The sequence below is a fragment of the Thioclava sp. PTB-PU3-1 genome (assembly GCF_055666785.1).
On sequence record NZ_JBVNVL010000002.1, the window covers coordinates 147,527 to 159,982 of the forward strand.

The 12,456-nt window shown below is 63.8% G+C and carries 14 protein-coding genes; 11 read left to right on the forward strand and 3 right to left on the reverse strand.

The features are described 5' to 3' along the window. Window positions 1–27: 27 nt before the first annotated feature. Complete coding sequence (gene dgcA, locus ACZ7GB_RS06190) at window positions 28–990, forward strand: N-acetyl-D-Glu racemase DgcA (protein WP_078600529.1); 963 nt, start codon at window positions 28–30, stop codon at window positions 988–990. A gap of 19 nt (window positions 991–1,009) precedes the next feature. After that, window positions 1,010–1,870 carry a D-amino-acid transaminase gene (locus ACZ7GB_RS06195; protein WP_472157989.1) on the forward strand — a complete coding sequence of 287 codons (861 nt, stop codon included), beginning with the start codon at window positions 1,010–1,012 and terminating at the stop codon, window positions 1,868–1,870. A gap of 91 nt (window positions 1,871–1,961) precedes the next feature. Here the strand turns inward: ACZ7GB_RS06195 and ACZ7GB_RS06200 are convergent, their stop codons facing one another. The 3 genes from ACZ7GB_RS06200 to ACZ7GB_RS06210 form a co-directional block, all read right to left on the reverse strand. Continuing rightward, window positions 1,962–2,471, reverse strand: a complete 510-nt coding sequence (locus ACZ7GB_RS06200; RefSeq protein ID WP_472157990.1) for a hypothetical protein — start codon at window positions 2,469–2,471, stop codon at window positions 1,962–1,964. 215 nt (window positions 2,472–2,686) lie between these two features. Then, window positions 2,687–3,625 (reverse strand): calcium-binding protein, encoded by a 939-nt coding sequence (locus ACZ7GB_RS06205; RefSeq protein ID WP_472157991.1) that lies wholly within the window; start codon window positions 3,623–3,625, stop codon window positions 2,687–2,689. A 132-nt stretch (window positions 3,626–3,757) separates the two neighbouring features. Continuing rightward, on the reverse strand, window positions 3,758–4,504 hold the full coding sequence (locus ACZ7GB_RS06210) for an N-formylglutamate amidohydrolase (protein WP_472157992.1): 747 nt from the start codon (window positions 4,502–4,504) through the stop codon (window positions 3,758–3,760). A 136-nt stretch (window positions 4,505–4,640) separates the two neighbouring features. On the opposite strand from ACZ7GB_RS06210, the gene pyk reads away from it, so the two are divergent. The 9 genes from pyk to pheT all read left to right on the forward strand — a co-directional run bounded on the left by pyk (window position 4,641) and on the right by pheT (window position 12,162). Continuing rightward, window positions 4,641–6,086 carry a pyruvate kinase gene (gene pyk / locus ACZ7GB_RS06215; RefSeq protein WP_078548906.1) on the forward strand — a complete coding sequence of 482 codons (1,446 nt, stop codon included), beginning with the start codon at window positions 4,641–4,643 and terminating at the stop codon, window positions 6,084–6,086. A 36-nt stretch (window positions 6,087–6,122) separates the two neighbouring features. Beyond that, window positions 6,123–6,365: a hypothetical protein gene (locus ACZ7GB_RS06220; protein WP_078548903.1), complete on the forward strand. Its 243-nt coding sequence runs from the start codon at window positions 6,123–6,125 to the stop codon at window positions 6,363–6,365. Between the two features lie 142 nt (window positions 6,366–6,507). Then, a complete protein-coding gene (rpmI, locus tag ACZ7GB_RS06225; protein WP_078542184.1) occupies window positions 6,508–6,708 on the forward strand; it encodes a 50S ribosomal protein L35 in 201 nt (66 codons plus the stop codon). Between the two features lie 18 nt (window positions 6,709–6,726). Further along, window positions 6,727–7,092 carry a 50S ribosomal protein L20 gene (rplT, locus tag ACZ7GB_RS06230; RefSeq protein ID WP_078522551.1) on the forward strand — a complete coding sequence of 122 codons (366 nt, stop codon included), beginning with the start codon at window positions 6,727–6,729 and terminating at the stop codon, window positions 7,090–7,092. 406 nt (window positions 7,093–7,498) lie between these two features. Next, the gene (gene pheS / locus ACZ7GB_RS06235; RefSeq protein WP_078522552.1) at window positions 7,499–8,572 is read left to right on the forward strand and encodes a phenylalanine--tRNA ligase subunit alpha; all 1,074 of its coding nucleotides are present in this window, start codon (window positions 7,499–7,501) and stop codon (window positions 8,570–8,572) included. Further along, complete coding sequence (locus ACZ7GB_RS06240; RefSeq protein WP_472157993.1) at window positions 8,572–9,051, forward strand: hypothetical protein; 480 nt, start codon at window positions 8,572–8,574, stop codon at window positions 9,049–9,051. Before pheS ends, ACZ7GB_RS06240 begins: the two co-directional genes overlap by 1 nt. Window positions 9,052–9,058: 7 nt before the next feature. After that, window positions 9,059–9,490, forward strand: coding sequence for an ASCH domain-containing protein (locus tag ACZ7GB_RS06245; RefSeq protein ID WP_472157994.1), 432 nt, complete (start codon window positions 9,059–9,061; stop codon window positions 9,488–9,490). Then, window positions 9,450–9,743 carry a YrhK family protein gene (locus ACZ7GB_RS06250; RefSeq protein ID WP_472157995.1) on the forward strand — a complete coding sequence of 98 codons (294 nt, stop codon included), beginning with the start codon at window positions 9,450–9,452 and terminating at the stop codon, window positions 9,741–9,743. Before ACZ7GB_RS06245 ends, ACZ7GB_RS06250 begins: the two co-directional genes overlap by 41 nt. A gap of 10 nt (window positions 9,744–9,753) precedes the next feature. Continuing rightward, a complete protein-coding gene (gene pheT / locus ACZ7GB_RS06255; RefSeq protein ID WP_472157996.1) occupies window positions 9,754–12,162 on the forward strand; it encodes a phenylalanine--tRNA ligase subunit beta in 2,409 nt (802 codons plus the stop codon). Window positions 12,163–12,456 lie beyond the last annotated feature (294 nt).

The window sequence follows — 12,456 nt, forward strand, 5'->3', positions numbered from 1 at the left end:
ATTTGCACCAAGTCGAAGGGGGCGCGGATGATCCGGGTGAGTCATGATACGTTCAAGCTGGCGCAGGTCTTTACCATCGCGCGCGGCTCGCGCACCGAGGCGCATGTGCTGAGCGTGACGCTGGAGCGCGAGGGCGTGACGGGGCGGGGCGAATGCGTGCCCTATGCGCGGTACGGCGAAAGCCTCGACAGCGTTACCGCGCAGATCGAAAGCCTGCCGCAAGGGATTTCCCGTGCGGAGCTGCAAGAGGCGCTGCCCGCAGGCGCCGCCCGCAACGCGGTCGATTGCGCTTTGTGGGATTGGGAAGCCAAGAAGAAGGGCGTTCCGGTCTGGGAGCTGGCCGGGTTGGACAAGCCCGTGAGCCAGACCACGGCCTATACGCTGTCGCTGGACGAGCCCGAGAAGATGCGCGCGGCGGCCGCCGAGCATGCGCATCGCCCGTTGCTGAAGATCAAGCTCGGCACGCCCGAAGACATGCCGCGTCTGCGCGCAGTGCGCGAAGGGGCGCCGGAGTCGAAGATCATCGTCGATGCGAATGAAGGCTGGGAGATCGAGACTTTCCTCGACATTCAGGCCGAGCTGAAGAAGCTGGGCGTCGCGCTGGTCGAGCAACCCTTGCCTGCGGCGGGGGACGAGGCGCTGTCGGATATCCAGCGGCTGGTGCCGATCTGCGCTGATGAGAGCTGCCATACGCGCGACGGGCTTACCGATCTGCGCGGAAAATACGACGTCATCAACATCAAGCTGGACAAGACCGGCGGGCTGACCGAGGCCCTGCGGCTGCGAGATCTCGCGCGCGCCGAGGGGTTCGGTGTGATGGTCGGCTGCATGGTGGGCTCGTCGCTCGCGATGGCGCCGGCGATGCTGGTCGCGCAGGGGGCGGATTACGTCGATCTTGACGGCCCGCTGCTTCTGGCCGAAGACCGCGATGTGCCGCTGCGTTACAAGGGCAGCGTGGTGGAGCCGCCGGAGCCGGAGCTCTGGGGCTGAGTTTTCAAGGAGCAAGAATATGAGCCGGATCGTCTATCTCAACGGAGAGTATATTCCCGAGGAAGAGGCCAAGGTCTCCGTCTTCGACCGTGGTTTCGTGATGGGCGATGCGGTCTATGAGGTGACTTCCGTTCTGGGCGGCAAGATCCTCGAATTCGAAGGTCACATGAACCGGCTCGGTCGCTCGCTCGCGGAGCTGGAGATGACCTGCGATCTGAGCCGAGACCAATGGATCGAGATTCACCGCGAACTGGTCAAGCGTAACGATCTCGACGAAGGGATGATCTACCTTCAGGTCTCGCGCGGGAATGCGGGCGATCGCGATTTTCACTACCCGCCGGAGGGCACGCCCCCGACCGTGGTGCTGTATACCCAGTCGAAGCCGAACCTCGCCGACGATCCGAAGGCGAAACAGGGCATCAAGGTGATCTCGCTGCCCGACCTGCGTTGGCATCGCCGCGACATCAAGACCGTGCAGCTGCTCTATCCGTCGATGGCCAAGATGGCGGCCGAGAAGGCGGGCAAGAACGATGCGTGGTTCGTAGAAGATGGCTTCGTGACCGAAGGCTCGTCGAACAACGTCTATATCGTGAAGGGCAACAAGATCATCACGCGGCATCTGAGCCACGACATCCTGCACGGGATCACCCGCGCCTCGCTGCTGAAATATGCCGCCGAGAGCCAGATGGAGATCGAGGAGCGTCCCTTCACCATCGAAGAGGCGCAGGGTGCGGATGAAGCTTTCTTCACGTCGGCCTCGGCTTTCGTGATGCCGGTGGTGGAGATCGACGGCGAGGCGGTGGGCGAGGGCGCGGTTGGCCCGGTGGCTATGCGTCTGCGCGAGATCTATCTCGACGAGAGCCGCAAGGCCGCGATCTGATCCGCGCCGAGGCGCAACATCCTGAACTTAAATAAGAAAAGACCCCGGCCAGCCCAACCGGGGTCTTTTCCTGTCATGCGGGCGGTGTCTCTCAGGCCGCCGCATGAGCGCGGAATTGGAAGGCATCTGGCGCGATTTGCTCGGGCGCGATGCCTGTGATGACCAGTTCGGCCTGACCTTCGATCACGACGAGCGTGCCTTCGGCGCAGGTGCGGAAGGTGATGTCGTCGCGGCGGGGCGCAGAGCCGGTGAAATCGAGGGCGATGGCGTCGCCCGGTTCGAACCCGTTTATGCGCGGCAGCGGCTCGGGGCCTGCGGCGGGTGCAGGTGCCGGGGTGTGTGCGCGGGTCTCGGCCTGTTGGTTCGGATGCGCCAGCAGCGCTTCGATGCGCATCATCACGGCGGCATCGAGGTCGTTCGCGTCCTCCGCCGAAGCGCCGAGCGCCTCTTTCGGCGAAGAGACCTGCGCGGGCGCAGCGGTCATCGTGGCGGCCTCCGCTCCGGTGTCGGCGGCGGCGCGAACCTGGCGCTGGCGCGGCAGCCCCTCGGCCCAGCCGAGAAGGCATAACGCGATGGTGGTGGCGATGAACAAGGCGAGCATGGTTTCTCCTGATCTTGCCTTGATCGTCGCGACATTTTGTCGGCTGCGCAAAAGTTTTGTGAGGCCGAAACCGGCCCATTGTTCAGGGGTCGTTAACCATCAGAGAGAATGGCGAGGATTAGTATCGCGATCGGATATGGTCGCGTTTTTGGGGCTTTACCGAAACGGAAGGAGGCCGCGCGATCGGCGGCCTCCCGACACGATTCGAGAACGGGTCAGGCGTAGACTGGCTGACCGTAGTTGAGTCCGTCGGTTGCATAGATCGCGCCGCCCGCCGCCTTGAGCGCGGCATATTCGACATCCTTGAGCGTCGCGACCTGCTGGCCATTGATCGACACGATGGAGTCGCTGCCGCTTTGCGAGACGGTGAAGTCGGACACGTTGTCGAGGTCGTCCACCTCGATGCCCAGAAATTCGCCGAGCGCGCCGGGGGGCGGGTTCGGGCCGAGCTGTCCGAAATCGGTCACGGTTACCGGCGCGTCTCCCTCGTTCCAGTTGACCCCGAACCAATCCGATCCGGTGCCGCCGGTCATCGTGTCGCCGTCGTCGCCATGGAGGTAGTCGTTATTCGCCCCGCCATCGAGCAGGTCGGGCGCGCCGTCCTGATCGACGGCATAGAGTTCGTCATCGCCATAGCCGCCAAAGAGGGCGTTCGACCCTTCCGCATCCATGAGGTAATCGGCACCGAGATTGCCGCGCAGCGTGTCGTCGCCCTGGCTTCCGGTGATCGAGTCGTTGCCCGCGCCCGCGTCTATATAGTCGTCGCCCGAGCCGCCGACCGCGCCGAAGACCCCTGACGCCTCATAAAGATCGAGGAATTCGCCGAGGCTCGTCGCCTGATCCATCGCCTGCTGGTCCTCGGGGGAGAGGTCGCCGCCGTCATTGCCATCGCCGAGATAGATGTCGTCGTCGCCTGCGAGCCCCATAACGGTGTCGGTCCCATCGGTGCCACGGATCGTGTCGTCGCCCGACGTGCCTTCGGTCAGCTGATCGGGCTCGGAGATGTCGATCTCCTCGCCTGTGCCGGTGCCCTCTTCATCAGGACGAGCCGCCTCCTCGTCGTCATGGTCATCTTTATGATCGCCGCCACCGTCGAGGCTGGCCCCGACAAGGAGCGCCATCGGCAGGAAGGCGAGAAGAAGAGTCGCGAGCATCGGTGATATCCCCCTGAAATCAGAGAAAATATCCGCGACACTCACGAAAGCGTCAATAGAATGTGATCAAAATGTGGCAGGAGTAACGTCGCTTGGAAACAATCCCTCGCGCCATGCGGCCACTGTCGCCAATTACAGCCCGCTCTGCGCCAGAACCCGCGTCAGAATCGGCGTCAGACGGTCGGCCCATGCGGATTGCTGCTCGGGCGTCCCGATCAAATCGTTGCGCAGCTCGATCAGCACGTTCGGGCGGCGATGCGCCAGCGCGTGGCGGTCGATCGAGTCGCCTTCCAGATGGCCCAGATAGGGTTGGTTGTCGCCCACGCAGAGATCGCCCTCGGCTTCGAGCGCCGCGATCATCTCATAGGCGAGACGCGGATCGGCCGGGGCATGCAGGATGCCGACATCCCACGGCCGGGGCGGTCGCCCGCGCAGGCGCGGTGTAAAGGAGTGAACCGCGCAGATCACCGTATCGTCGCGCCGCGCCGCGAGCCGGGCATATTCCGCATGATAGGGGCGATAGAGCCGGTCCAGCCGCCGCTCGACCTCTGCCGCGTCGGCATGGCGGTTCGCGGGGATGATCGTGCCGTCATAAAGCTTCATCACCAGCGTCGGATCGTCTTCGCCCCGGTTCGGGTCGATCACGAGGCGCGAGAAATCGCTCGCGATCATAGGCGAGTCGAGCCGCTCCGCCAGTGCCTCGGACAGCCCCAGCGCGCCCACGTCATAGGCGATGTGGCGCGCCATATCTTCGGCGTCGATGCCCAGATCGCCGCCGCCCACCCAGTCGGGCACGGTGTTGCGCGCATGATCGCACGTGACCAGCCAGCGTCCGGGCCGTGCCTCTCCAGTGATCGAAAGGGGCTGTTTTTCGTTCATAGTCTCTTCACGCTTGCTCGATATGGCTCAGATAACGGGAAAGATTGCGCCACGCCAGTTGCGGCCCGCGACAAATTGCGCCATACGCTTACTTGGCCCACGAAATGACATCAATTTGAACGGAAAACGAGGACGCATGAGACGCCTTCGCAACGTGAAGATCGTGGCTACGCTGGGCCCTTCTTCCTCGGACTATGACAGCATCAAAGCTCTGTTCGTCGCAGGCGCGGACGTGTTCCGCCTGAACATGAGCCATGGCAGCCACGAAGAGCATCGCGCTCGGCACGCCATCATTCGCCAACTCGAAGCCGAATTCGGCCGCCCGATCGCGATCCTCGCGGATCTTCAGGGCCCGAAACTGCGCGTCGGCACCTTCGCCGCGCATGGGGCGGAGCTGGAAGACGGCGATAAGTTCCGCTTCGATCTCGACGAGACGCCCGGCGCCACGCATCGCGTGTGCCTGCCGCATCCCGAGATTTTCCAGGCGCTCGAGCCGGGCTCGGAACTGCTGGTCAATGACGGCAAGATCCGTCTGGTGGTCGATGACTGCGGCGACGATTTCGCGAATTGCACCGTCACCGTGGGTGGCACGATCTCGGACCGCAAGGGCGTGAACGTCCCCGACGTGGTGCTGCCGCTGGCCGCACTGTCGGAGAAGGACCGCAAGGATCTGGAATTCGCCTGCGAGATGGGTGTCGACTGGCTCGCGCTGAGCTTCGTGCAGCGTCCCGAGGACGTGGAAGAGGCGCGCGAGCTGGCCAAGGGCCGCGCGGCGATCCTGTCGAAGATCGAGAAGCCCTCGGCGGTGCGCAGCTTTGACGAGATTCTTCAGGCTTCGGACGGGATCATGGTCGCCCGCGGCGATCTGGGCGTGGAGCTGCCTGTTCAGGCCGTGCCGCCGATCCAGAAGCAGCTGATCCGCAAGTGCCGGACCTGGGCGAAGCCCGTGATCGTGGCGACGCAGATGCTGGAATCGATGATCGAGAGCCCGATGCCGACCCGCGCAGAGGTCTCCGACGTCGCGACCGCGATCTACGAGGGCGCCGATGCGGTCATGCTGAGCGCGGAATCCGCGGCGGGTAACTACCCGGTCGAAGCGGTCGAGACGATGAACAACGTCGCGATCTCGGTCGAGAAGGACCCGACCTACCGTGAAGTGATCGAGGCCTCGCGCCATGCGGCCCGTCAGACCGTCGCCGACGGGATCGTGGCCGCCGCGCGCGAGATCGCCGAGACCACCGACATCGCGGCGATCTGCGCCTATACGCAATCGGGCAAGACGATCGCGCTCATCGCGCGGGAGCGTCCGCGGGTGCCGATCATCGCGCTTTCGCCGATCGAGGCGACGCTGCGCCGGGTCTCGCTGACCTGGGGCGTGCATGCGGTGCCGTGCGGCGAGCTGGAGCGGTTCAAGCAGGCCGTCGTCAACGCCGCCCGCGCGGCGCGCGATTTCGGCTTTGCCGACGAGACGCAGCAGATCGTCGTCACCGCTGGCGTGCCGTTCAACGTGCAGGGCACCACGAACATCCTGCGCGTCGCGCCCTGTGATGAGCGATTGATTTACCGTACTGACCCTGAGTAACCTTTCCCGAGAGGGTTGGTGACAAGGGCGCAGGTGATGGATCTTTCTTCGGTAGATGCCGATCTCCTGCTTACGATCGGGCTGGCGATCGCGATCATCGCGATCCCGGCTGCGATCTCCGCCTTCTCCGACAGCCGCCCGCCGCGGGCGGCGACGGTCGGGATCCTGGTGGCTGGTGCGTTGATCCTGCTGGCTTTCTACGCCCGGCCGGGGGGCTATACGCTCAAGACGGTGCCAGACGCGGTGGCGCGCGTGTTGGCTCGCGTGGTCAATTACTAGCGTCCCCCTCCGGGGTATGGTCGTTCCGGATTTTTCCCTTGCCAAACTGACCTGTGGCGTCTAACAGGCCCACTCTGAACCCGCGCGGCCGGCCGAAGTGGCATGCCGAGTCGCGCTTCCACACCCTGCAAAGGAGCTGTAAATGCCCAAGATGAAGACGAAATCCGCTGCCAAGAAGCGGTTCAAGTTCACCGCGACCGGCAAGGTCAAGGTGGGTCCGGCCGGCAAGCGTCACGGCATGATCAAACGCTCGACGAAATTCATCCGCGAAACCTCGGGCACCATGGTGCTCTGCGAGGCGGATACGAAGATCGTCAAGAAATACATGCCCTATAACCGCTGAACTCGGGAGACTTGAACAATGGCACGCGTCAAATCCGGTAAGGTCACCCACGCCGCGCACAAGAAAGTGCTCAAGAAGGCGAAAGGGTATTATTCCTCGCGCTCGCGCAACTTCCGCACTGCGACCCAGGCGGTCGACAAGGCGAACCAATACGCGACCCGCGACCGTAAAGCCCGTAAGCGCAACTTCCGCGCGCTCTGGATCCAGCGTATCAACGCCGCCGTGCGCGCCGTCGATGCGGATCTGAGCTACTCGAAGTTCATCTTCGGCCTCAATCAGGCTGGCATCGAAGTGGACCGCAAGGTTCTCGCCGATCTCGCCGTGCACGAGCCCGAAGCCTTCGGCGCGATCGTCGAGCAGGCGAAAGCCGCCGCCGCCGCGTAATCGGCTGACGACAGAATTCGGGAAGGGCCGCTCCATCTGGGGCGGCCTTTTTCGTTTCGTGTGGGTGGCCGGTCGAGGAGGGGGCTCTGCCCCCGCTCGTTTCACGAGCCCCCCGGGATATTTCCACCAAGAGGAAGAAAAACGCCCGGGTCGGGCCCATCGTCGGGCACCTGACCGGGCGCTTCCCCTTGAGCGGTCATCGGCGTCCCCGCCTGTACCGCATCTCCGAGTGAACGCGATTCCGGTTAATGAACCGCTAACCTTCCTCTTGATGGAAATATCCCGGGGGTGAATGGCGAAGCCAGAGGGGGCAGCGCCCCCATCCGCCCTTTGCCTGCAAGCGCGAGGTTGCAAAGGCGCGCCGGCGCGGCTAACCCGTGGGCCAAGCAAATTCCCGGGGAATGATATGCAAGAGCTTCGCGATAAATACCTGAGCGCCGTGGCCGATGTGACCGACGAGGCCGCGCTGGAAGAGATCCGTCTGGCCGCCTTGGGCAAGAAGGGCGAGATCAGCCTGAAGATGCGTGAGCTGGGCAAGATGACCCCGGAGGAGCGCCAGACGACGGGCAAGGCGCTCAATGTACTGAAAGACGAGATCGACGCGGCGCTGCGCGCGAAGAAGGCGGCGCTGGCGGATGCGGCGCTCGATGCGCGGCTGCGCGAGGAATGGCTCGACGTAACGCTGCCGGGCCGTCCGCGGCGGCAGGGCACGATCCACCCGGTCTCTCAGGTGATGGACGAGGTCACCGCGATCTTCGCCGATATGGGCTTTGCGGTCGCCGAAGGCCCGCAGATCGAAGACGACTGGCACAATTTCGACGCGCTCAACATCGCGCCCGAGCACCCCGCCCGGCAGGAGCATGACACGTTCTTCATGCATCGCGACGAGGGCGACAATCGTCCGCCGCATGTGCTGCGTACCCATACTTCGCCGGTACAGATCCGCGCGATGCTGGAGCAGGGCGCGCCGATCCGCGTGATCGCGCCGGGTCGCGTCTACCGCATGGACATGGACCAGACCCACACGCCGATGTTCCATCAGGTCGAAGGTCTGGCGATCGGCAAAGACATCTCGATGGCGAACCTGAAATGGGTGCTGGAGGAGTTCTGCAAGGCCTTCTTCGAGGTGGACGGCGTCGAGCTGCGCTTCCGCGCCTCGCATTTCCCCTTCACGGAGCCGTCGGCCGAGGTCGATATCCGCTGCTCGTGGGAGGGCGGCAGTCTGAAGATCGGTGAGGGCGACGACTGGATGGAGATCCTCGGCTCGGGGATGGTGCATCCGAAAGTGCTCGAATCCGCCGGGATCGACCCGAATGAATGGCAGGGCTTCGCCTTCGGCATCGGGATCGACCGCCTCGCGATGCTGAAATACGGCATCCCCGACCTGCGGGCCTTCTTCGAGAGCGACCTGCGCTGGCTGAAGCATTACGGGTTCAGCGCGCTGGATCTACCGACGGTGGCTGGTGGGCTTAGCCGGTGATGCAATGGCTTTCTTCAGCCGCGGTTGTTGGTCTGTTCGTCGGGACCGTTTTTTACGCGTGGCAAAGAAAGCTTGAGCATGATTTCCAATTCCGTAAAGAAAAACGTGAATTGTATCGAGCTCTGATAACTCAAATTATCGCTCTTCGCGATGAAGTGGTGGGCGATCGCGAGCTATTCTTCCGTGAGTTACGTCGCCTTCAAGGCCGGGCGTATGAGACCCGACTAGTTGCCGGAAACGGGCTTTTTGATCGTGTCATGTTAGTTCGTGAATCACTCGTTGATGCCCGGTTGTATTTTGATGGGGAGGGGTACGAGGAAGGTGATATTCTTCGGGAAGAAAGTAAGCTCCATAGGCAAATTAACGATTTTTCGGATAAGTTCGATGCACTAGTTCGCGCTATGGATGCTGACTTACGTGATACCGTAGAATTCCTTCCTCGTTTCGATAGTTTTGGGGAGTCGAATAAAAAAGGCTGAAGCCCCCATGCCCACCCCCATCACCTTCACCTTCGGCGACAGCCGCGAACTCTGCGACGAACTCCTCACCCTGATCCGCGAAGGCAAGAAGACCGCCACCTGCGGCGCGCTCACCTATTTCACCGAAGGGGGCGAGGATATGCCGGTGGTCGGTCGCCGCGATATCGCGCTCGATTGGGACGGCAAACCGGCGGTGATGATCGAGACGGTCGAGGTCACGATCCGGCGGTTTTGCGATGTTGATGAGGATTTCGCGCTGGCCGAGGGGGAGGACGAGACGCTGGAGGGCTGGCGGCAGGGTCATCAGGCCTATTTCGAGCGTAACGGAGGTTTTACCCCCGAGATGGAACTCGTTTGCGAGCGGTTTCGCTTGGTAAAGGACTATCAAGGAGAACCCGATGGCCCAGAAGAAACGCCTCTTCGACACCCCGAAGCATGAACAAAGCCCAGAGCAGCGCCGCTTCGTCGCCCTCACGGAGATCGCCTATACGGTGGTCGATTTCGGCGCGGCCTTCTGTTTCGTCATCGGCTCGATCTTCTTCTTCTACGAGAGCCTGATGATCCCCGGCACGTGGTTGTTCCTGGTCGGGTCGCTCCTTTTCGCCGCAAAACCCTCGATCCGGCTTTGGCGGGAGTTGAAACTCCTTGAGATGGGGGATTACAAGGACCTCGCGCAGCGCAAGCAATCCTGAGGGAAGTCCGATGAAATTCACCCTGTCCTGGCTCAAGGATCATCTCGAGACCGAGGCCACCGTCGATCAGATCGCCGAGGCGCTCACCGATCTGGGTCTGGAAGTCGAGGAAGTCGTCGATCCGGCGGCGAAGCTGGAGACGTTTACGCTGGCGCGTGTGCAGTCCGCCGAGCAGCACCCCGACGCCGATCGTCTGCGGGTCTGCATGGTCGAGACGGATGAGGGTGTGACGCAGATCGTCTGCGGTGCGCCGAATGCGCGGGCCGGGATCACGGTCGTGCTCGCCAAGCCCGGCGATTACGTGCCCGGCATCGACGTGACGCTGTCGGTGGGCAATATCCGCGGGGTGGAGAGCCACGGGATGATGGCCTCCGAGCGCGAGCTGGAACTGTCGGACGAGCATAACGGGATCATCGAATTGCCGTCGGGCGAGGTGGGGCAGAAGTTCACCGACTGGCTGGCCGAGAACCGTCCCGAGGCGGTCGATCCGGTGATCGAGATCGCAATTACGCCGAATAGGCCGGACGCGCTTGGCGTGCGCGGGATTGCGCGCGATCTGGCGGCGCGGGGTCTGGGCAAGCTCAAGCCGCTCGACGTGCCGAAGGTCGAGGCTGCGTTCGAGGCTCCGATTTCGGTGACGATCGACCCGGCGCTGAAGGACAAGGGCTGCCCGCTGTTTGCTGGCCGCGTGATCCGCGGTGTGAAGAACGGGCCGAGCCCCGAGTGGCTGCAAAAGCGGCTCAAGGCAATCGGTCTGCGCCCGATCTCGACGCTGGTCGATATCACGAACTACTTCACCTACGACCTGAACCGGCCGCTCCACGTCTTCGACATGAAGAAGGTGGCGGGCAATCTGGTGATCAAACCGGCCGAGGGCGGCGAGGAGTTCCTCGCGCTCGACGAGAAGACCTATACCGTGCGCCAAGGCGACATGGTGATCTGCGACGACAATGGCGTCGAGAGCCTCGCCGGGATCATGGGCGGCGAGGAGTCCGGTGCGGATGAGGAGACGGTCGATGTGTTCCTCGAGAGCGCCTATTGGGACCCGATCACCATCGCGGCGACCGGTCGCGCGCTGAAGATCAATTCGGATGCGCGCTATCGGTTCGAGCGTGGCGTCGATCCGGCCTTCACGCTGCCGGGGCTCGATCTGGCGGCGAAGATGGTCGTCGATCTCTGCGGTGGCGAAGTGTCGGAGCTGGTGATGGACGGCGCGGTGCCGGATGTCAGCCGCGCTTACAAGCTGGACCCGGCGCGGGTGATCTCGCTCGTCGGCATGGACATTCCCGAGGCCACGCAGCGCGAGACGCTGGAAGCTCTGGGCTTCACGCTCGACGGCGACATGGCGACGCCCCCGACCTGGCGCCCCGATGTGCTGGGCGCGGCCGATCTGGTCGAGGAAGTGGCGCGCATCGCCTCGCTGACGAAGCTCGAGGGTAAGCCGATGGGCCGTGAGACGACCGGCGTGCCGGACGCGATCCTGACGCCGATGCAGCAGCGCGAGCGGATGGCGCGGCGCACGACGGCGGCGCTGGGTTACAATGAATGTGTGACCTACAGCTTCATCGACGAGGCGTCGGCCAAGCTGTTCGGCGGCGGCGCGGATGCGACCAAGCTGGAGAATCCGATCAGCTCGGAGATGACGCATATGCGCCCCGATCTGCTGCCGGGTCTGTTGCAGGCGGCCGCCCGCAATCAGGCGCGCGGCCTGAACGACCTGGCGCTGTTCGAGGTTGGCCCTGCGTTCAACGGCGGCGAGCCGGGCGAGCAGGTTCTGCAGGCGACCGGGCTTCTGGTCGGTCACTCCGCGCCGCGCGATCCCTTCGGTTCGCGCCGTCCGGTGGACCTTTATGATGCGAAGGCCGATGCCGAGGCCGTGCTGGCCGCGGTCGGCGCGCCGGCGCGTGCGCAGATCAACCGCAAGCTCGATGCGTGGTGGCATCCGGGCCGGGCGGGCAATGTGGCGCTTGGTCCGAACCTGCTGGCGACCTTTGGCGAAGTGCATCCCAAGGTGCTGCGCGAGTTGGGCGTGAAGGGCCCGGCGGTCGCCTTCACGATCCGTCTGGCAAACATCCCCTTCCCGAAGAAGAAGGGCGCGACGCGGCCCGCGCTGCAGATATCGGACCTGCAAGCGGTCGAGCGCGATTTCGCCTTCGTCGTCGATACGACTGTCGAGGCGCTGACGGCGGTGAACGCGGCGATGGGCGCCGACAAGAAGCTGATCGAGAGCGTCAATGTCTTCGACCAGTTCACCGGCGCCAAGGCCGAGGAGCAGATGGGCGCGGGCAAGAAGTCGATCGCGCTGACGGTGCGGATGCAGCCCGCGGACAAGACGCTGACCGATGCCGAGATCGAAGCGGTGAGCAAGAAGATCGTCGAGAAGGTGAGCAAAGCCACCGGCGGCACGCTGCGCAGCTAAGGTTGTCCTCGAGAGAGTGTGGAACGCCCGGTCGGAGAGACCGGGCGTTTTCTTTTGTGTGTAGGGGAGCGCGGGGCGCGACCGCCGGGTGGGCGTCGCCCTCTCAGGTTGGCGCTTTATCCCCGCCACGTCCGGGCGACCTCGACCCGCGCGCTGCCGCCACAAAAGCGCCCGCCCGAGGGGGCGGTCGGGCGTTGCCCGGGCCGCTTCGCGGCTGATCCGGGCATTCAACTCTAGCCGTTCTCACCCGAGGCTTGGGCGCGTCCCTGACCCGTCCGACCCAGCGTAATTCTT

What these genes read in the sequence shown, in the direction of transcription:
- pyk (WP_078548906.1), top strand. Translation starts at nt 4,641, where the DNA reads ATGAGACGCCTTCGCAACGTGAAGATCGTGGCTACGCTGGGCCCTTCT.
- pheS (WP_078522552.1), top strand. Translation starts at nt 7,499, where the DNA reads ATGCAAGAGCTTCGCGATAAATACCTGAGCGCCGTGGCCGATGTGACC.
- ACZ7GB_RS06240 (WP_472157993.1), top strand. Translation starts at nt 8,572, where the DNA reads ATGCAATGGCTTTCTTCAGCCGCGGTTGTTGGTCTGTTCGTCGGGACC.
- ACZ7GB_RS06200 (WP_472157990.1), bottom strand. Translation starts at nt 2,471, where the DNA reads ATGCTCGCCTTGTTCATCGCCACCACCATCGCGTTATGCCTTCTCGGC.
- ACZ7GB_RS06195 (WP_472157989.1), top strand. Translation starts at nt 1,010, where the DNA reads ATGAGCCGGATCGTCTATCTCAACGGAGAGTATATTCCCGAGGAAGAG.
- ACZ7GB_RS06205 (WP_472157991.1), bottom strand. Translation starts at nt 3,625, where the DNA reads ATGCTCGCGACTCTTCTTCTCGCCTTCCTGCCGATGGCGCTCCTTGTC.
- ACZ7GB_RS06220 (WP_078548903.1), top strand. Translation starts at nt 6,123, where the DNA reads ATGGATCTTTCTTCGGTAGATGCCGATCTCCTGCTTACGATCGGGCTG.
- pheT (WP_472157996.1), top strand. Translation starts at nt 9,754, where the DNA reads ATGAAATTCACCCTGTCCTGGCTCAAGGATCATCTCGAGACCGAGGCC.
- ACZ7GB_RS06245 (WP_472157994.1), top strand. Translation starts at nt 9,059, where the DNA reads ATGCCCACCCCCATCACCTTCACCTTCGGCGACAGCCGCGAACTCTGC.
- rplT (WP_078522551.1), top strand. Translation starts at nt 6,727, where the DNA reads ATGGCACGCGTCAAATCCGGTAAGGTCACCCACGCCGCGCACAAGAAA.
- ACZ7GB_RS06210 (WP_472157992.1), bottom strand. Translation starts at nt 4,504, where the DNA reads ATGAACGAAAAACAGCCCCTTTCGATCACTGGAGAGGCACGGCCCGGA.
- dgcA (WP_078600529.1), top strand. Translation starts at nt 28, where the DNA reads ATGATCCGGGTGAGTCATGATACGTTCAAGCTGGCGCAGGTCTTTACC.
- ACZ7GB_RS06250 (WP_472157995.1), top strand. Translation starts at nt 9,450, where the DNA reads ATGGCCCAGAAGAAACGCCTCTTCGACACCCCGAAGCATGAACAAAGC.
- rpmI (WP_078542184.1), top strand. Translation starts at nt 6,508, where the DNA reads ATGCCCAAGATGAAGACGAAATCCGCTGCCAAGAAGCGGTTCAAGTTC.